This window comes from Mycobacterium sp. OTB74 (assembly GCF_029892685.1).
In the GTDB taxonomy this organism is placed as follows: Bacteria; Actinomycetota; Actinomycetes; order Mycobacteriales; family Mycobacteriaceae; genus Mycobacterium.
The window spans coordinates 1-17,186 of record NZ_JARXVD010000003.1; the positions used below are offsets into that span (position 1 = coordinate 1).

Consider the following 17,186-nt stretch of genomic DNA (forward strand, 5'->3'; position numbering starts at 1 on the left):
ATCCAAAACGTCCGCATCCGCGCACGCAAACCCGGTCGAGAACCCACAACACTCCTCAATCAGAAGGGGTGTTGCATCGATCCCTTGAACCCGCCGTCGATTTCGGTACGCAACCCTCACATTCGTGAGAGCTGCTTAGTGCAGCGTCAACCAGGCCAGGCTGCCCAGGCCGGCAAGCGCGCAGTAGATCGCGAACGGCGTCAGGGTGCGGGTCTCGAAGTACTTCACTAGGAATCGCACCGCCAGGTACGCGGCGATAAAGGCCGCGACGCTGCCGGCTATGACCTGTCCGCCGATGCCCTGGCCCGCAGGCCCGAACAACTCAGGAATCTTCAGGGCCCCAGCGGCCAGGATCACCGGCGTGGCCAACAGGAACGAGAATCGTGCCGCATCTTCGTGCGACAGGCCGCGCAGCACGCCGGCCACCATAGTCGTGCCGGAGCGGCTGATGCCCGGGAACAGCGCCAGAATCTGGGCCGCGCCGATTCCCATGCCTTCGAGGAATGGCAGGCGGGCCAGTCGTTCGTCGGATTCGTTGAGCCCCTCCGACGGCGCCGAAGCCGGTACCGCTGAGGCCGAGCGACGCCGAAGTCGTTCGCCCACATAGAGAATCACGCCGTTGATGGCCAGGAACGCCGCCGCCGGAACCGGCTTACCCAGCGTCGTTCGCAGCGCGTGGTCCAGCAACAGGCCGGCGATGCCGACCGGGATGGTGGACAGGACCAGCAGCCAGGCCAGGCGTTCGCTCGAGGTGCTGATCCGCCGGTTCTTGATCGAGGTGAACAGTCCGCCAATCACCGCGACCCAGTCCCGCCAGAAGAATGCCAGCAGCGCAAGGGCGGTCGCGACGTGCACCGCGACCAGGAACGCCAGGTACGGGGACTTATCGGCCGTCATGTCCAGATCGGTGGCCCACCGCCCGCCGACGAGTGCCGGGATCAGGATGGAGTGGCCCAGGCTGGACACCGGGAACAGCTCTGTGACGCCCTGAAAAGCGCCGACGACGACAGCTTCAATGTAGTTGAGGCTCAAGGTGATTCGGCTCCTACTCGCCCTTGAATTCGGGCGGGCGCTTGGCGAACATCGCGGTGATGCCCTCGGTCAGGTCCTTCGATGCAATGAATGCTGAGTTCCAGGCTGCGACGTAACGCAGGCTCGCCGATACCCCGGCGGTGCGCTGCTCGTCGAGCACGTCCTTGACACCGCGCACCACCAGCGGCGGATTGGCGGCGATCTCGCGTGCGGTCTCATGAGCGGCGGCCAACGCGGCGTCGGCGTCGGCGAAGACGTCGTTCACCAGACCGATCTTCTCGGCTCGCGCTGCATCAATATCCTTGCCCGTCAATGCCAATTCGCGGAGGTGCCCGTCGGACAGGATCAGCGGCAGCCGTGCCAGCGAGCCCACGTCGGCGACGATGGCCAGCTTGACCTCGCGCACCGAGAACTTGGCGTCGGCGCTGGCGTAGCGGATGTCGACCGCGGAGATCAGGTCGACGCCGCCGCCGATGCACCAGCCGGCGACCGATGCGATGACGGGGGTGCGGCAGTCGGCGACCGCCGTGATCGACTGCTGCATGGTCCGCAGCTTGGTGTGGAAGTCGGTGCGTTCCTTGGCCAGCGCGCCGTCGGCCATCATCGGCGTCAGGGTGCCGCCCATGGCCGCCAGGTCCAGGCCGTAGCTGAAGTTCTTGCCCGAGCCGGCCAGCACGATGGCACGAACATTCGGGTCGGCGTCCAGCGCCTCGAAGGCCACCGGAAGCTCAGCCCAGAACGCTGGGCCCATGGCGTTGCCCTTGCCGGGGCCGGTCAGCGTGACTTGTGCAACGTGTCCGTCGACCTCGACGGTGAGGGATTCATAGGTTCCGTGGGATTCGGAGGATTCGCCCATGAACCGCAAGATTAGCCGGTGACCTTCGGCGTAGCGTGACCACCATGACGACGCCAGCCGACGAGATAGAAAGCGCTGAGCAGAGCCTTGCCGTGCTGCTCGGCGTGCTGAAGCAGGTCGGGCCGGAAGACCTGTCCCGGCAGACCCCATGTACCAAGTTCGATGTCGCAGGGCTGACCGATCACCTGCTGAACTCGATCTCCATGCTCGGCGGGGCTGCCGGTGCCGAAAGTCCCAAACGTGATGTCAATGCACCTGTTGCACAACAGATTTCGGATGCTTCATTGCCGACCCTAGCCGCCTGGAAGCGGCGTGGTCTGGAGGGGACCATCACGATGGGGCCGACCGAACTGCCCGCCAATATCGTCGCGGGCATCTTGTCGCTGGAATTGCTGGTGCACGCGTGGGACTACGCGTCAGCGCTCGGGCTGCAACTGCAGGTGCCCGACGACCTGGCCGACTACTCGCTCGAGCGGTGCCGAGTCATAGTGACACCGGAAGTCAGGCCGGCGGTCGGGTTCGATGAGCCCCTCGAGATTCTGATCGGCGCGAGCCCCATGGAGCAGCTGATCGCATTCACCGGCCGACAGGCTCTGGTCTAGCCGGTCCGGGTCGCGATCCAGCCCCTGGCGAACTCCAGGAATACGTCGTTCTCAGCAGGCACGGTGACGGTGACCCGTACCCCGTCCTGCCCGTAGGGGCGCACCAGCAGCTTGTTGTCCGCGGCCGCGTCGACGAAGTCGTCGGTGCCGTCCGGGCCGAGCGGCAGCCAGACAAAGTTGGCTTGCGAGTCGGGCAGCTCGTAGCCGGCGTCGCGCAGGGCCCGGCTGACCCGGGCACGCTCGGCGGCAACGGCGTCGGTGCGGGCCAGCAGTTCGTCGGCGGCGTCCAGGCAGGCGATCGCCGCGGCCTGGCTGACGCTGGTCGCGGTGAACGGCACGTACACCTTGCCAAGTGCCGTGACGATGTCCTCGTGCGCGACGGCGTACCCGATCCGCAGGCCGGCCAGCCCGTAGGCCTTGGAGAACGTGCGCAGCACGACCACGTTCGGGTACGCCCGGACCAGGGCCAGGCTGTCCGGCAGCAGGCCGTCGCGGATGTATTCGACGTAGGCTTCGTCCAGCACCACCAGAATGTGCGGCGGCACCTTGGCGACGAACTCGGCGAGCTTGGCCGGGTCCACCACCGTCGAGGTCGGGTTGTTGGGGTTGCAGACGAAGATCAGCCGGGTGCGATCGGTGATCGCGTCCGCCATGGCATCGGGGTCGTGGGTGTGGTCCTTTAATGGGACCGGCACTGGTGTTGCGCCCGCGGTACGGACCTGCAGCGGGTAGACCTCGAAGCTGCGCCAGCCGAACATCACTTCGTCGCCGACCGAAGAGGTGATCTGGATTAGCTGTTGGCACAGGCTCACCGACCCGCAGCCGACCGAAATTTGTTCAGGGGTGAAGCCGACGTAGGCGGCCAGGCGCTCACGCAGGGCGCGGTAGCCGTTGTCGGGGTAGCGGTTGATGGTATCGGTGGCCTTGACGATTGCCTCGCGCACGCTGGGTAGCGGACCGTCGACGGTCTCGTTGCTGGCGATCTTGATCGCACCGGGGACGGTGCGGCCCGGGGTGTAGGCGGGCAGATCGGCCATTTCGGGGCGCAGACGGGCGGTCACCCGGGACAGTTTAGGGGTCGGCCGCATATGCCCTGGCGTCGCGCTTTGCCTTTGACGGTGTTGCTTGTGTACCGTATCCCCTCGGCGGTTCCGGGGTTCTAGAATCCGGTACCCTCGGATCGTTCAGGAGGCGTGCCAGAGCGGCCGAATGGGACTCACTGCTAATGAGTTGTCCCCCTTACCGGGGACCGGAGGTTCAAATCCTCTCGCCTCCGCCACATAACTTAATAGCTGTACGTGCTGGCGCCCGTAGCTCAACGGATAGAGCATCTGACTACGGATCAGAAGGTTAGGGGTTCGAATCCCTTCGGGCGCACCATAATTGCAGGCCAGAGGCTAAAAGCTTCTGGCCTGAAATCGTATCCGGGTCGAAAGTCTTCCACTTTGCTGTCATTTTGCTACCAGCAAATTTTTCCAGCAGCTTTAGCCCAACAGTCAGCCGCCAACAAACGTGCTTTTACACGTAGGTGGCACGGCAACGCCAACAGTCATTTCGCTTGGCTGGGTCCGGACTCGGTGTAGGTGGTGCCTGCGGAAAACCGGCGCGCTGTACTCGTCGCAGCCGGTGGGGGTGCGGAAGGAGGATGCAGACGTGGGCGCCGATGCGGTGATCCAGAACTGCCAACCGGGTGGTGGGGGTGGCCAGCTCGGGTCCGGTCGCCAATTCGCTTTCGGCGTCCAGTCAGCCGAGGGCACCTTCCATCCCGGCGGTGGATTGAATCGCATTGCCGGTGTGGGCCACGCATAAGTCCGGCACCCTTCGAACACCCGATTGTCAAGGCTCCGCCCGTGGTCAAGCAGGCGCCCGGTGGAGGCTCCGCCGGTGGAGGCGCCGCCGCCCCCGCCAGTTAAGCTGCCGATCATTAAAGTGCCGCGGTTGTTCAAGCAGGCTCCGGCAGAGGATCCTTCGCCCGCCCAGGCACCCGCTCTCGCACCGAAGCCGAATTCGACGTGTGTGATTGCGATCCTGTGTCCGAAGCACTAGCGGTCCCGCTACCGCGCCGGTTCTCCCGGCCAAGTCCCAGCTGCGCTGAGGACGCCACATGGCCGGCCACTCGCATGCGGTCGGCTGTGGTGAGTTTCGTTGCGATACAGACGATCTCGCACTGGTTATGTCACTGACAAACGAGTGTTTGTTGTGAGCTCAGGTCTGAGCCATCGCACCGGACCTGGTGTGGTCCTGATCGGCGCTGGTCACCCGGTGACGCATGGTCATCCACGCGGTCAGTCCCGACCAGACCACGGCGACGTCGTCGCCGGAGTGGAACTCGCGGCCGGCGTCTTCGGGTGAAACCTCGCACACCACACTGATACTGATCTCGTCGCCGTAGCTCTCAATGACAACTCGCGCCGTCATGGTCGCCGCCGCGACGAGGTCTGCGACCGCGCAGGTGATGTGATCGACTTCGGCAGGGTCAAGGTCGGGGAGCGCTTTACTGAAGTGCAGTTCGACCTCCACGCCCCGATCTTCGGCCGATTCCACGACCGTGCGGATTTCGAATAGAAGCGGATGATCGGCCTGTAACTTGTCGAAAAGAGTTCGCAACCTTCGGGATTCGGCGCGTGCCTGCCGGCGGATCTCCGGGGTGACTGGCTCCTTGCGGCTGATCATGACCAAGAGTGGTTCGACGGTAGTCATGAGCTGGGCATAGCGCCTGACGTAATCAGTCTGGATCGCGTCAGCTACTCGTTCGGCGGTCAGGACTTCCATGCATGCGTGGTTCTCAACGCGGGCCATGCGCGCCGCACGGAAGGCCCAGGTGCTGAGCAATGAAGCGAACAGCTGTGGTAATAAGCCGCCGGCCAAGCTGAGCCCCAGAAAGAGCAGCATCGCTGCCGAGGAATCGCGAATCAGCAAGAGCGCAGCCGGCACCGCCCAATACATACACAAAGCTGAGGCGGCCCGGGTTGTTCGCGCTTGAAGGAGCAAGGGCAAGAGACAGAAGCCGATGGTGCCCTGCGACCAGTTCGTGTCCATGGTCAACTCGGATGCGGTCAACAACGTTGGCTGGAGTACCGCGATGACGGCCAGGACAAGCGCGGCAACCCGTGCTGCGCGCCGTTCACCCCAAATCGCGGCGGGCACCGCTGTCAGGGCACACAGCGCGCTGAGTCCGGCGAGTACACCCTGCGTTACCGAGTACTGCGCATAGGACGCCAGAGGCGGCACTGCGGCGACCAGATTCAGGATTGCGTAGGTCATCAGCGCGATTTTGAAGATTCCGCGGAGCTTCCAGATCATTCGGCCAGGCTCGAAGCTCTCGACCGTGGTGCCATGATCCGGCACCGGCCAAGACAGTTCAGCGACGGTGCCTTCGGCGGGGGCGGAGCGTACCGATCCCGTGCCGCCAGCACGGGTCATGCGGCCCTTCACGGACGCCCGGATGCCGTGCCCACCCAATCCGGCGCCCGGCGTGAAGCCGATCCCGTTGTCGGCGATCACCACTCGGTCGGGCTGGACATCGATACTGATGAGGGTCGCGTCGGCGTGGCGGTCCACGTTGTTGGTGACTTCGCGTGCGGCCGCCACCACCGCTGTGGCCAGCGGTCCGCGCAAGTAGACGGCATTGGCCCCAGTGAATCGAACCTTGGTCGTAAGGTGTGCCGTTTCGGCGCGCAGCACATCGACGATATTGATAGGGATCGTCGATGAGGCTGACTGCGGGCGTCGCAGTATTTCCAGGTCCCGTGCCGCCTGCGCGGCGAGTCGTTCCGCCGGTATGGCGGCATTCTGGCCGACCATCAGCAACGTGGCTGCCGCGGTGTCATGAAGGAGGGCGAGCTGTTCACGATCAAAGTCGCGCCTTGCCGCCGTGACGCTGCGTGCCACCTCGGCGGCTTGACGTTCGGCGCGCACCTGGTCGACGGTGTCGGCGATGCGGGTGATCATGATCCGGACGAGAATGGCCACCACGGCACTGGCGATTACGTTGGCGAGGTCGAAGACGTGCCCGATCCGGTGCCACCCGATCACGTGAGCGGAGCTGCAGATGTAGGCGATGACGATGCCGGCCGCAGTCGGAAATGCCGCCAGCGGACGCAACTGCACCCCGAGCGTGGCCACCGCCACCGACGTGATCACGGCGGGGGCGCTCGGACTCATGTACGACGCGGCGTTGCCGATCAGCAGCCACGTGCCGCCGGCGACGCCGAACACCCAGCAGACATCGGCGGCGGTGAACTGCCACAGCAATGACCGTGTTGCTAGCCGGTATAGGGACCACATGCCGAGTGCGGCGAGCAGCATTTGGCCGGCGGAGGGCCAGACCAGCCCGTTGTCGAAGAAGCAGACGAGTGCGACCACCAAGCTGGTGGTGTGACGCACCGCCAAACTGGCCAGACCGACATGCCGCTCAAGCTGATGCCGTGAAACACCTTCACCGATGCTGAGGACGTGAGCTCCGCTAGGTGCGGTGTCGTTGCCGACGGTACCTCTGTCCATCACTCCTCATGCTGTCAATCTCGCGATGCGGACGGCGGTGCCTGCGCCAGGAGCCTCGAAGGTATCGCCAGCGTAGGACGTACGACGTAGGCCGACCGAATGAATATATTCGGCCAGATGATGGCGCAGTATAGCCGCGATGGGCCAGCTCCAGAGTCATCCGTTCGACGGACAACGCGGCTATTGGATCACCGAGGGCGGCGCCATAAAATCCGCGGTACAGAGCAAAAGCGGACGGCGTCGACCACACACCGTGGTGGCTACCCGGCAGTGTGTTCCGATGTCGAAGGCAGGCATGACGACGAGGGTGAAGGCCGTGCGATCGCGCCCTGCGACCACGGCGCACCCGCCGCGAGACCTGCTCGGTATCGAGAAGCCGGACCAGTCAGCGGGCGTTGCCATATTCGAGTCCTACGTCGACGCAGCATCCCAACGGCACCTGCTACGTCGTGCAGGTACGGTCGGGCTCCTGATGCGGCATACGGTGAACGTCGGTGTCGCCGCGATCGCTTTGACCCAGTTGTCCACTGGGATGCGACCGGGTGGGGCGGCTTTGATGTTCGCAACCATCGGATGGTCGCTGCACCGACTGGTGCGCCGGTCGCAGTCGCCAGTGCCGACCGCCATCGATGTCTGTGGCACGCTGGCGATCTGTTTGGGCATCCCGCTGCTGACATCGGATCCGGGCTTCTATTGGACCAACAGTGTTCCGCAGGCGGTCGCGGGTACGGCGGTGATCGGGTTCGCAGTTTCACTGCCGATGCGGATCAGCTTGCCGGTGACAGCCGCGATCGCTGCCTCGTATGCGGTGGGTCTGTCGGGAGTGATCGGGTGGGCCCACGTCGGGTCGGTGCTGGCGGTGTATTACTTCGGTCTGCAGTGGCTGACCTCGTCCCTGATCCGCTTCATGTTGTTACGGATCGCAGCGGCCGCCGATCGGGCCCGGGAAGTGCGTGAGGCCGCAGAGGCAGATCGGCAGATTGACGCGGCAGTGAGGGCGTTCGAACGGGAGCAGCTTGCGCTACTGCACGACACCGCGGCCTCGACCCTGTTGATGGTGGGTCAGGGTGTCATGGTGTCGCCGCAGCGTCTGGCCGCGCAGGCCCGCAGAGATCTGACCTTGCTGGACGAGAAGCCTTGGCAGCCCGCACCGCAACGCACAGAGTTGGTGTCCGTGCTGCGCGATGCGGTGGCGCATGTGCGTACTCCGGTGCGGTTCGGCGGACGTGACCGAGTGTGGGTACCGGGTGAGATCGGTCAGGCCGTGGTCGCCTCGGCCCGAGAGGCGCTGAACAATGTCGACCGCCATGCCAATGCCACCACAGCGTGCATCGAGGTAGCAGCCGATCGCGTGATCGTCAGCGATGACGGGACTGGTTTCGACACCACTGTGGCACGCACCGGCCACGGCATCGCCAACTCCATGACCGAAAGGATGGAACGCTTCGGCGGTGGGGCGGTCGTCGTGTCGGCGCCGGGGGCGGGGACCCGCGTCGAATTGTGCTGGTTTGACAGGGTGCCTGAGCCAGACGCGCCTGCACACATTGATCCGGACCGGTTCATAGAACGGGTCCGTTTAATCTACGCGTCCGTGATCGCCGCGTACGCGGTTGTCAACCTGCTCACCACAGTGCCGTATGCGGTCGGCAGCACGGGCGCCCCGGGTGTGCAGATAGCGCTGGCCTTGGTGGCCGCGGTGTGTCCGCTGGTGGCAGTTCCGGCACTCTGGACGGGTGCGCGGATACCGGTGTGGTTTCTTCTGGCCGCCGCACTCGCGGTGGTGCTTGTGCAGCCAACATTGCTGGGTGAACAGAAGCTGGGAACCCAGGTGGACTGGGTGCAGGCCGGAATCGGTTGGTGCGTCTTCCCTTTGGCGCTGACGATGTCGGTCCGCCGGGCGGCGGGGGTCTTGATCTGGTTCTGGGTGGTCGGTGGGTTCATAGAGGTGGTGGTTAACCCAGTGACCGCTTCGGTGGCGAACGTCGGTCTCGGTACCGCCAGCATTCTGGGTGTTCAACTGTTTGCGTTGGCGTTCGACGGTTTGATGCGCGAAGCAGGCCGCGAAGTCCATGCCGTGGTGGAAGCGAACAAGAAGCTGGTGGTGGATGCTCGGGTAGCCCGCGCGGTTGCCGACGACTACCAACGGCGGTACGCCAGCTTGGTGGACAACGTAATCCCGTTGTTGAGAGAGCTCTGCCTCGGTGGCCCGGTCAGTTCTGTGCTGCAGCGCCGAGCGCGAATCGAATCACGCCGGCTGCGAGCGCTTTTCGATCAGAGCAAGACTTTCGCACACCCGCTGCTGCGGTGCGTCCGCTCGACGGTCGATGATGCCGAGGCTTGTGGCATTGATGTGACGGTGGACGTCAGCGGTGAACTGCCGGACATCGACGAGGTGGCAGTCAACGACCTGGTGGGTCCGTTGCAACGGCTCATGCGCGTACCGATGGCCGCCGCGCATGTGGTGGTCAGTGCTACAGGTGATGTAGTGAGTTTGAGTGTGGTGTGCCGGGGGATCGCGGACACAGATGCCGTTGTTGACCAGATCTTTTGTGGCACAAGGGCGGAATTGGTCACCATGGATGAGACCGTCTGGCTGATAGTCGAGCATCAATCGGACTACGACAAGGTCGTCAGCAATCCCTAATCTTCGATGCGCCGTCTGGGGCATGGCGGCAGGCTGCCAACCCGTCCGGATGGATCAGCGGCCGTGACTCGTAGTGATCGATGGTGTCGCTGAAGGCAGACATATCGTTTCGATGCGGACTCCGCCGATGGGTTAGTCTCCAGAACTCGACATTGCCCCAAATCGTCAGGGTCGCAATGCCAAGCGCAACGGCAATCCACACCATGGTTTCGAGGTTCACAAGCCATTCGTCTCGACGAGGATCGCGGTGCTCAGCGGATCGAACCTGGCCAGCGCGGCAGCCAGTTCCTGCGTGTAGTGCTTGTACACCGCATAACCTGGGCTCTGGCCGGTCTCCTCGGCGTCGGACAGCGCTGGCCGGTTCACCGCAGGACTGCAGATGTGCGCGTTGATGAGCGTGAAACCGCTTTCGGTGCGGGTGATTTCAACGGTGAACGACATGAGTTCGGTGCGCGGGAGCCGCGTCCGCACCGAAAACAGAAGCTGGCCGGGGATGGCGCCATCGAACTGGATGAACTTAACCCGCAGGCCTTTGATGATCGTATGGCTTACATCGCGTGCCAGATGCGCGATCCGGTCAGGCTCAATGCATGTGTGCGCCCGAAGCGTCGCGCGCACAGCGGAAGGCTCCTGCATCCAGCCCTCCGGTCGTCGATGGGAATGTCCGCGGCTCCTGTGGTGACTGATTAGCAGGCTACGCGGTTTGTGCCGCCGGGTCTGTCGCCCGATCGGCGGATGCTGGCTGCTTTGTGCGATTGCGTCCCGGTGAGCAACCGATGGCGGCTACAGGTCAGACAGGCTGAGGATGCCGTCCTCGATCGCCCGCGCAAGTAGCGCGGATTTCGTCGGTGCTGAGCGACCGACCGCGGCGTACTTCGCACGTGCCCGCTGCAAGTGGGTACGCACAGTGCTGGGCGCAATGAATAGACGCTTGCCGACCAAATCTTTGCTCTCCGTTTGGAACCAGGCGACCAGCACTTCCTTTTCGCGCACGGAGAGGTTAGGTCGCCGGGTGTCGTCGTCATTGAGCAGCGCGCGGGCCATGCGCGGGCCCAGGTAAGGCGTAGCGGAGGATGCGGATTGGATGGCTTCTATCAGATGCGCACGTCCCTCGGATTTGACGAGATAAGTGATCGCACCGAGATCAAGGCAGTGCAGAATCACCTCGTCGGAGTTGATGTGGGAAAAAATGATGACTCGGTATCCGGCCGCACAGAGGTCCTTCAATGCCTCGAACTCTGGCTTGTTGCCGTCGATCTGCAGGTCGAATAGGACTACGTCGACGTCGTGGGCTGATGAAGGATGGTGCTGGACGAATTCGGCTGGGTCAAGGTAGTTCCCCACGAACTCGATGGCTGGGTCGGCGTGGGCGCACCACGCCTGGACCCCGGCATGAACAACATCGTGGTCATCGATGATCGCCGCCCGAATTGCGGACGGCGACGCATTCTCAGCAGTCACTATCATCCCTCTGGCAACCTCTAGTGAGCGTTACAAAGTTCGGCATCATTGTTTCGTCGCGAAACGGTACCGTGCCGGAGCCGCTGAAACAGTGCTAACGGTGAACGCTCTGTGAAACTGCTGGGTAATTGATGGGCGGGTGTGGCAAATGTGTGGTGAAGGTGTCGGCGGAGGCTGCCAGCCGAGGTAACACGACAGACAGATGCGCGATCTGCAATGACTGCGAAACAGTCAATTTGCCCGTCCTCGCTCGGCCGACCAGAACTGCCAGCCTTCGGGGGCAGGCGGCCATGCGGGGTCGGGAGCCCAACCCTGCGGTGGCGTCCAGCCGTGTGGCTGTGTCGGCCATCCAGGGGGTGTGTTGAACTGCGGTAGACCCTGGGCTCCAGCCGCGGAGGGGCCACTCGCCGTCGGAGTCGGATTCGCAGGTTTGGGTGAGATCAGTCCGAGTCGTTCGAACTGCTCCAGTATGGCCGGGGGCCACGGTACCTGCCTCTGCGCCAGCATCTTGGCTGCAAACATAAGACCAAAGCCGATCGCGAAGTATATTGCGGCCTTTGCGAATTGCGATCCGGCTGTGCTGGTGGTGGTCGTCTGCCCGGTCCGGAGGTTGGTTGACCACGTCTCCGTCCACCCCTCGACCCGCAAGATCCACAGTCCGGGGATAATGGCGATTACACCCAAGATCGCCACCGCACTCGCCGGAGCCAACTCGAATTTCTGGCCGGGCGTCCGGTTGCGGTTCCACTGTCGCTTGAAGCGCCGGTAGAAGAGGTAGCCGATCCCTGCCCAGAACGCGACGCCGATAAGTACGCCCATTGAAATTCCCCTCTTTCCACCTCGGCACGCACCTCGCGGCGGGTCCAACCTGGGTGCGGTATCGGTAAGGAGGATGCGCAAGGAACCGAGGGCACGGCTAGTGCCGCGCCAGCGTAGGACCGGCGCATTCTGGCTGCTGTCGGTTCGGACGGGATTCATCCGAACATATGACGATCGCAGCGGTCCGCTGAGCCGAACCAAAGTGATGGCACGGGCCACCCACGCTGATTCTCAGAACTGGTGGTACGTACCGGGTTTGGTCGCGGAGAATGTGAATCCGTGGTCGCCATCGCGACAGGTCGTGAGGTCGCCGGACGCAGTGCACTTGATCGGGGGCGCGGTGAGCGGTTGAGCCGGCGTCACATGTGGCAGCCAACCGGACCACTGCGGCGACAGCATGAATGCCTGCCCTTGGCCATCGACACAGGCCGTCGTGCCCGAATCGTCAACTCCGCAGGTGGTGGAGTTCACGGTGATGGAGTGCATGGGAGGCAGGGTCTTCAATGCGCTTGCGTCAGGCGGGGATTCGTTGAGGGCCCGTAGCCGGCTGTTGGTATCGATGCTGTACAGGCCGTCGCGTTGTTTGAAGCCGGTGCCTTCGCTCCACTGCATCGGAATCGGCGGAATGCCATGGTATTTGGTGAAGTTGCAACCGGCCGTCGTACCGCCGCTGTTGAAGCCGCAGGCGAGGTCGTCGGGGGTGCGGAACCGGGTGAATATGTTGGTGTGTCCTGGGCTGGTTTCCTCGACTGCGTAGTCCTTGATGTCGACCGGTGTGTAAGCGCTGAAGTCCGGGAATGTCGGGACGTCTGCTCGGACAGCCGGTGCAGCGTGGAGTGTGCACATGGTCAGGCCAATGGCGCTCACGATGCGCGCTGCGATCGATGGTCCGGTCATCTCCAGGCTGACGTTACCGCCGGGTTCGCGTGGACGGAACGATTTGGCGGGCATTTGGCCGGCATTTAGGTGGAGATGCGCACCAGTCGCTCAGCCACCCGTGCGTAGATTTCCCCGAGCTTGTGCGGGTCGCGATGGGTACGTGACGGGAACCATCGGCATACGTCCACACACAGCGAGGAAATCGCCATCACAGTATCGTCGAGGTTATCAACGACGAATTCCCCAGTCTCCATACCGCTTTCGACGATGCCGGCGATGACGGCGGTCACCTGGTGCCGTAGTGGGGCGATGATGCGGTAGTGGGCGGATGTCAGGCCGTGTAATTCGTATTGCACCACTCGAGCTTGCTTGCTGTTCTCTGCGTGCCAGGTGGCGAAGGCCGCCACGACATTGTGAAAACGCTCGGTGCACGGTGCGGAGGCGTCGTCGGTTGTGCGCAGCGTTGCCAGCAGGCTGCCATGCCCTTCCAGGGCGATGGCGTAGAGCAACTCTTCTTTGGAGCGGTAGTGCGGGTACATCGCCGTCGCACTCATGTCCAGGCGTTTGGCGATTTGGCGGGTCGAGGTACCGCCGTAGCCGGACTCCGCGAACGCCTCGATGGCCGCCCGCCGGATGCGTTCGGCTGCGGCCGAATCGGTAGTCCGGTCGGTTCCCATGTCAACGGGATCGTACACGCGGGTTGACAGAATGCTGCCGATAAGCGATATTAGCAATCGCTAACAAAATTAGCGATTGCTAATTTTTGTCGACCGGAAGGGCGGGCCCCGAAGTGGCTGATTTCATGTCTCGACGCGATGTGGACTTCTTGCTGTACGAGTGGCTCGACGTCGACAAGCTCACCAAGCACGAGCATTTCTCGGAGCACTCCCGCGATACGTTCGACGCGGTGCTGGATCTGAGCGACGAGATTGCCACGAAACGCTTTGCCCCACACCGTAAGAAGGCCGACCAGAACGAGCCGACCCTAGACGAGCAGGGCCGGGTTGTGCTGATCAACGAGATCAAGCAGGCGCTGGACGATTTCAATGCGGCGGGACTGACCGCCAGCTCGTTCGACGAGCGAGTCGGAGGCATGCAACTGCCCACCGTCGTGTCGCAGGCCTCGATGGCGTTCTTCCGCGCCGCCAACCCTGCCACCATCGCATACGCGTTCCTCACGGTCGGCAACGCCAACCTGCTCACCGAGTACGGCACCGACGAACAGATCGACTCCTGGGTCCGCCCCATGCTCGAAGGCCGGTACTTCGGCACCATGTGCCTGTCCGAGCCGGAAGCCGGCTCATCCCTCGCCGACATCACCACCAAGGCATCGCAGGCCGCCGACGGGACCTACCGCATCACCGGCACCAAGATGTGGATCACCGGCGGGGACCACGAAATCTCGGAGAACATCGTGCACCTGGTCCTGGCCAAGGTGCCCGGCGGCGGCACCGGCGTCAAAGGCATCTCGCTGTTCATCGTGCCGAAGTTCCTGCCCGACGGCACCCGCAACGACGTCGCGCTGGTCAGCCTCAACCACAAGATGGGCAACCACGGCACCACCAACGCTCTACTCAACTTCGGTGACGGTTCGCACCAGCCCACCGATGAACCGGGCGCGGTCGGATACCTGGTAGGGGAAGAACACCGCGGCCTTGCCTACATGTTCCACATGATGAACGAGGCCCGGGTGGCCGTCGGGTTCGCAGCCACCGCAACCGGTTACGCCGGCTACCTGGCGTCGTTGGAATACGCCAAGGTGCGCACCCAGGGGCGTCCTGTCGGTGATAAGAACCCGTCACGTTCGCAGGTTGCGATCATCGAACACGCCGACGTCAAGCGCATGCTGCTGGCCCAAAAGTCTTATGTGGAAGGTGCATTGGCGCTGGGACTGTACTGTGCACGGCTGGTCGATGAGGCCCGGATCAACACGGGCGCGGACCGCGACGAAGCAGAGCTGATGTTGGAGGTCCTCACTCCGATCGCCAAGAGTTGGCCGTCGCAGTGGTGCCTGGAAGCCAACAATCTCGCAATCCAGATCCACGGTGGTTACGGATACACCAAGGAATTCGACGTCGAGCAGTTCTACCGGGACAACCGGCTCAACGCCATTCACGAAGGCACCCACGGCATCCATGGCCTGGATCTGCTCGGGCGCAAGGTCGTCATGCAGGACGGCGCCGGATTGAAACTGCTGCACCGCCGAATCGGCGAAACCGTCCAGACTGCACTGCAATCCGAGGCCACCGCCGCCTACGCGCGTGATCTGCAGAGCCAGATGGAGCGGCTGGTCGAGGTCACCTCCGCTGTCTGGGCAGCCGGTGATGCCGCCACCACGCTGGCTAATTCGACTGCCTACCTGGAGGCGGCCGGCCACATCGTCATGGCCTGGATTTGGCTCGAACAACTGATCGCAGTCGGTCCCCACACCGGAAACTTCTATGACGGCAAACGTGCTGCCGCCCAGTACTTTTACCGCTACGAGTTGCCAAAGGTGACGACCCAGTTGGATCTACTGGCCAGCCTGGATCGCACCACAGTCGACGCACACCCCGATTGGTTCTAGCCCGATGCCGGGAACCCGCGTCAACCGATCGCTGAAAACAGCCTGTGAATTGCCAACGCAGGATGGTTGACGCCGCATAACGGGGCGATACTACGTGTAGTCCTCGTCTCACTGGGCTTTGGCTAACCCGAATGCAGGTGACGTTATGGCGGAAACCGTCATTAAGTACATCTTGAAGCGGCTCAACGAGATTGGCGTCGACGACGTCTTCGGAGTGGCCGGGGACTATGCGTTTCCGGTCAATGACGCGATAGCCGAGCATCCGGCGATCAATTGGATCGGATGTTGCAACGAGCTCAATGCCGCCTACGCCGCTGACGGTTATGCCCGCACGCGTGGCGTGGCGACACTGTGTACCACCTACGGGGTGGGTGAACTGGCCGCAATGAGTGGGATCGCCGGTTCATATGCCGAGCATCTCGCGGTAGTCCATCTGGTGGGCGCGCCCAACCTGCCGACGCAGGAGGGCCGGGCGCTGGTGCACCACACGCTGGGCAACGGCGAATTCGACCTGTTCCACCGGATGGCCGAGCCCGTCGTGTGCGCGAGCGCGACCATCACTGCGCAGAACGTGGCCGCCGAGACCGAACGGCTGATCGCTGCCGCGCTCTACCACCGACGCCCCGTCTACATGGCGATCCCGAGCGACGTAGCGGACATGCCGGTGCTGGCGGCGGCGTCATCGGCGAGTCCGCCGGTAAGTGATCCCACGTCGTTGACTGCGGCGACCGAGGCGGTGCTGGCCGTGCTGGCCGATGCCGGTCAGGCATGTGTGCTGCCCGGAGTGCTGTTGAGGCGTCTAGGCCTGCAGGCGGCCGCAGTAGGATTCGTCGACGCGTCGGGCCTGCCCTTCGCGACGATGTTTGCGGATAAGTCGGTGCTCGGTGAGGACCATCCCAACTACATCGGCATGTACACCGGTCGGCTGATGGGTGAACCGGTGCGCGCGTTCGTCGAATCGTGCGATGCGGTGGTGATGCTCGGCGCGATGCTGACCGATGGCAACACCGCCGGACACACCGTTCGGTTGGACCCGAGCAAGGTGATCACCATCGGTCACCACCGGACCACGGTCGGCGGCACGACGTACCGCAATGTCGAGATGTCCGACATCCTTGCGCAACTGTCCGAGCGCGTCACCAAACATGCTGAGCGGCCGGCTATTACGCCCGAGACACTCGGGCCAATCGTCGGCGAAGCAGACGACCTGATCACTGCCGACGCGCTCTACCCGCGTTGGGCGAACTTCTTCCGTCCTGATGACGTGATCATCACTGACACCGGAACCGCCTCGCTGGGTTTGACTTTCGCGCGCTTGCCCAAGGGTGCGCAGTTCCACAATCAGACCCTGTGGGCATCGATCGGCTGGGCCACGCCGGCGGCTTTCGGCGCTGCGGTCGGTGCGCCGGATCGTCGGCTGATCCTGATCACCGGTGAGGGCTCACACCAGATGACCGCCCAGGAGCTTGGCCAGTTCGGTCGCCGCGGGCTACGCCCAATCATCTTCGTGCTCAACAACTCCGGCTACCTCAGTGAGCGGATGCTGTGCAAGGACATGGAGTTGGCCTACAACGACATCGCAGCATGGAACTACGCCGCGCTTCCGCACGCCATGGGCTGTCAGGGGTGGTTCACCGCGCGTGCGGCCACCTGCGGTGAACTCGACGACGCACTGAAGTCAGCCGCGAAGGCCGATGGCGCTGCCTATGTCGAGGTCATCACCGGTGCCGACGAGGCGCCGCCGATGTATGAGAAGCTGCACGAAAATGTTGAGTCGTTCTACAACATCAAGTAGGACAACGGTTGCTACGCCAAGGTTTTGCG

At 63.4% G+C, this 17,186-nt stretch carries 13 protein-coding genes and 2 tRNA genes; 6 read left to right on the forward strand and 9 right to left on the reverse strand.

All coding sequences use genetic code 11. The features are described 5' to 3' along the window. Nucleotides 1–135: 135 nt before the first annotated feature. Nucleotides 136–1,038 carry an undecaprenyl-diphosphate phosphatase gene (locus M2432_RS05515; protein ID WP_280826153.1) on the reverse strand — a complete coding sequence of 301 codons (903 nt, stop codon included), beginning with the start codon at nucleotides 1,036–1,038 and terminating at the stop codon, nucleotides 136–138. A 7-nt stretch (nucleotides 1,039–1,045) separates the two neighbouring features. Next, nucleotides 1,046–1,888: a crotonase/enoyl-CoA hydratase family protein gene (locus M2432_RS05520; RefSeq protein WP_280825774.1), complete on the reverse strand. Its 843-nt coding sequence runs from the start codon at nucleotides 1,886–1,888 to the stop codon at nucleotides 1,046–1,048. A gap of 44 nt (nucleotides 1,889–1,932) precedes the next feature. On the opposite strand from M2432_RS05520, the gene M2432_RS05525 reads away from it, so the two are divergent. Then, entirely contained in the window at nucleotides 1,933–2,490 is a 558-nt protein-coding gene (locus tag M2432_RS05525; RefSeq protein WP_280825775.1) for a TIGR03086 family metal-binding protein, read from the forward strand. Here the strand turns inward: M2432_RS05525 and M2432_RS05530 are convergent. Further along, nucleotides 2,487–3,551, reverse strand: a complete 1,065-nt coding sequence (locus M2432_RS05530) for a pyridoxal phosphate-dependent aminotransferase (protein ID WP_280825776.1) — start codon at nucleotides 3,549–3,551, stop codon at nucleotides 2,487–2,489. The genes M2432_RS05525 and M2432_RS05530 overlap by 4 nt on opposite strands. A gap of 126 nt (nucleotides 3,552–3,677) precedes the next feature. Between M2432_RS05530 and M2432_RS05535 the strand changes: the two genes are divergently transcribed. Together M2432_RS05535 and M2432_RS05540 are read left to right on the forward strand one after the other, a co-directional pair. Then, nucleotides 3,678–3,769, forward strand: a tRNA-Ser gene (locus M2432_RS05535). A gap of 25 nt (nucleotides 3,770–3,794) precedes the next feature. Beyond that, a tRNA-Arg gene (locus M2432_RS05540) sits at nucleotides 3,795–3,870 on the forward strand. An 825-nt stretch (nucleotides 3,871–4,695) separates the two neighbouring features. Here M2432_RS05540 and M2432_RS05545 read toward each other — a convergent pair. After that, nucleotides 4,696–6,993 carry a hypothetical protein gene (locus M2432_RS05545; protein ID WP_280825777.1) on the reverse strand — a complete coding sequence of 766 codons (2,298 nt, stop codon included), beginning with the start codon at nucleotides 6,991–6,993 and terminating at the stop codon, nucleotides 4,696–4,698. Nucleotides 6,994–7,309: 316 nt separating this feature from the next. Here M2432_RS05545 and M2432_RS05550 point away from each other — a divergent pair, with 316 nt between their 5' ends. Then, the gene (locus M2432_RS05550) at nucleotides 7,310–9,637 is read left to right on the forward strand and encodes an ATP-binding protein (RefSeq protein WP_280825778.1); all 2,328 of its coding nucleotides are present in this window, start codon (nucleotides 7,310–7,312) and stop codon (nucleotides 9,635–9,637) included. Nucleotides 9,638–9,853: 216 nt separating this feature from the next. On the opposite strand, the gene M2432_RS05555 is transcribed toward M2432_RS05550, so the two are convergent. The 5 genes from M2432_RS05555 to M2432_RS05575 all read right to left on the reverse strand — a co-directional run bounded on the left by M2432_RS05555 (nucleotide 9,854) and on the right by M2432_RS05575 (nucleotide 13,473). After that, entirely contained in the window at nucleotides 9,854–10,273 is a 420-nt protein-coding gene (locus tag M2432_RS05555) for a hypothetical protein (protein WP_280825779.1), read from the reverse strand. A gap of 147 nt (nucleotides 10,274–10,420) precedes the next feature. Next, complete coding sequence (locus M2432_RS05560) at nucleotides 10,421–11,104, reverse strand: response regulator transcription factor (protein ID WP_280825780.1); 684 nt, start codon at nucleotides 11,102–11,104, stop codon at nucleotides 10,421–10,423. Between the two features lie 225 nt (nucleotides 11,105–11,329). After that, nucleotides 11,330–11,917, reverse strand: coding sequence for a hypothetical protein (locus M2432_RS05565; RefSeq protein ID WP_280825781.1), 588 nt, complete (start codon nucleotides 11,915–11,917; stop codon nucleotides 11,330–11,332). Between the two features lie 231 nt (nucleotides 11,918–12,148). Continuing rightward, nucleotides 12,149–12,868 carry a hypothetical protein gene (locus tag M2432_RS05570; RefSeq protein WP_280825782.1) on the reverse strand — a complete coding sequence of 240 codons (720 nt, stop codon included), beginning with the start codon at nucleotides 12,866–12,868 and terminating at the stop codon, nucleotides 12,149–12,151. A gap of 11 nt (nucleotides 12,869–12,879) precedes the next feature. Beyond that, a complete protein-coding gene (locus M2432_RS05575; RefSeq protein WP_280825783.1) occupies nucleotides 12,880–13,473 on the reverse strand; it encodes a TetR/AcrR family transcriptional regulator in 594 nt (197 codons plus the stop codon). 113 nt (nucleotides 13,474–13,586) lie between these two features. Here M2432_RS05575 and M2432_RS05580 point away from each other — a divergent pair, with 113 nt between their 5' ends. Further along, a complete protein-coding gene (locus M2432_RS05580; protein WP_280825784.1) occupies nucleotides 13,587–15,362 on the forward strand; it encodes an acyl-CoA dehydrogenase in 1,776 nt (591 codons plus the stop codon). Nucleotides 15,363–15,507: 145 nt separating this feature from the next. Continuing rightward, nucleotides 15,508–17,157: a thiamine pyrophosphate-binding protein gene (locus tag M2432_RS05585; RefSeq protein ID WP_280825785.1), complete on the forward strand. Its 1,650-nt coding sequence runs from the start codon at nucleotides 15,508–15,510 to the stop codon at nucleotides 17,155–17,157. Nucleotides 17,158–17,186: the final 29 nt, after the last annotated feature.

Excerpts from the sequence above, each read along its gene's own strand:
- M2432_RS05545 (WP_280825777.1), bottom strand. The coding sequence starts at position 6,993 with ATGGACAGAGGTACCGTCGGCAACGACACCGCACCTAGCGGAGCTCAC.
- M2432_RS05555 (WP_280825779.1), bottom strand. The coding sequence starts at position 10,273 with ATGCAGGAGCCTTCCGCTGTGCGCGCGACGCTTCGGGCGCACACATGC.
- M2432_RS05565 (WP_280825781.1), bottom strand. The coding sequence starts at position 11,917 with ATGGGCGTACTTATCGGCGTCGCGTTCTGGGCAGGGATCGGCTACCTC.
- M2432_RS05520 (WP_280825774.1), bottom strand. The coding sequence starts at position 1,888 with ATGGGCGAATCCTCCGAATCCCACGGAACCTATGAATCCCTCACCGTC.
- M2432_RS05575 (WP_280825783.1), bottom strand. The coding sequence starts at position 13,473 with ATGGGAACCGACCGGACTACCGATTCGGCCGCAGCCGAACGCATCCGG.
- M2432_RS05560 (WP_280825780.1), bottom strand. The coding sequence starts at position 11,104 with ATGATAGTGACTGCTGAGAATGCGTCGCCGTCCGCAATTCGGGCGGCG.
- M2432_RS05585 (WP_280825785.1), top strand. The coding sequence starts at position 15,508 with ATGGCGGAAACCGTCATTAAGTACATCTTGAAGCGGCTCAACGAGATT.
- M2432_RS05525 (WP_280825775.1), top strand. The coding sequence starts at position 1,933 with ATGACGACGCCAGCCGACGAGATAGAAAGCGCTGAGCAGAGCCTTGCC.
- M2432_RS05570 (WP_280825782.1), bottom strand. The coding sequence starts at position 12,868 with ATGCCCGCCAAATCGTTCCGTCCACGCGAACCCGGCGGTAACGTCAGC.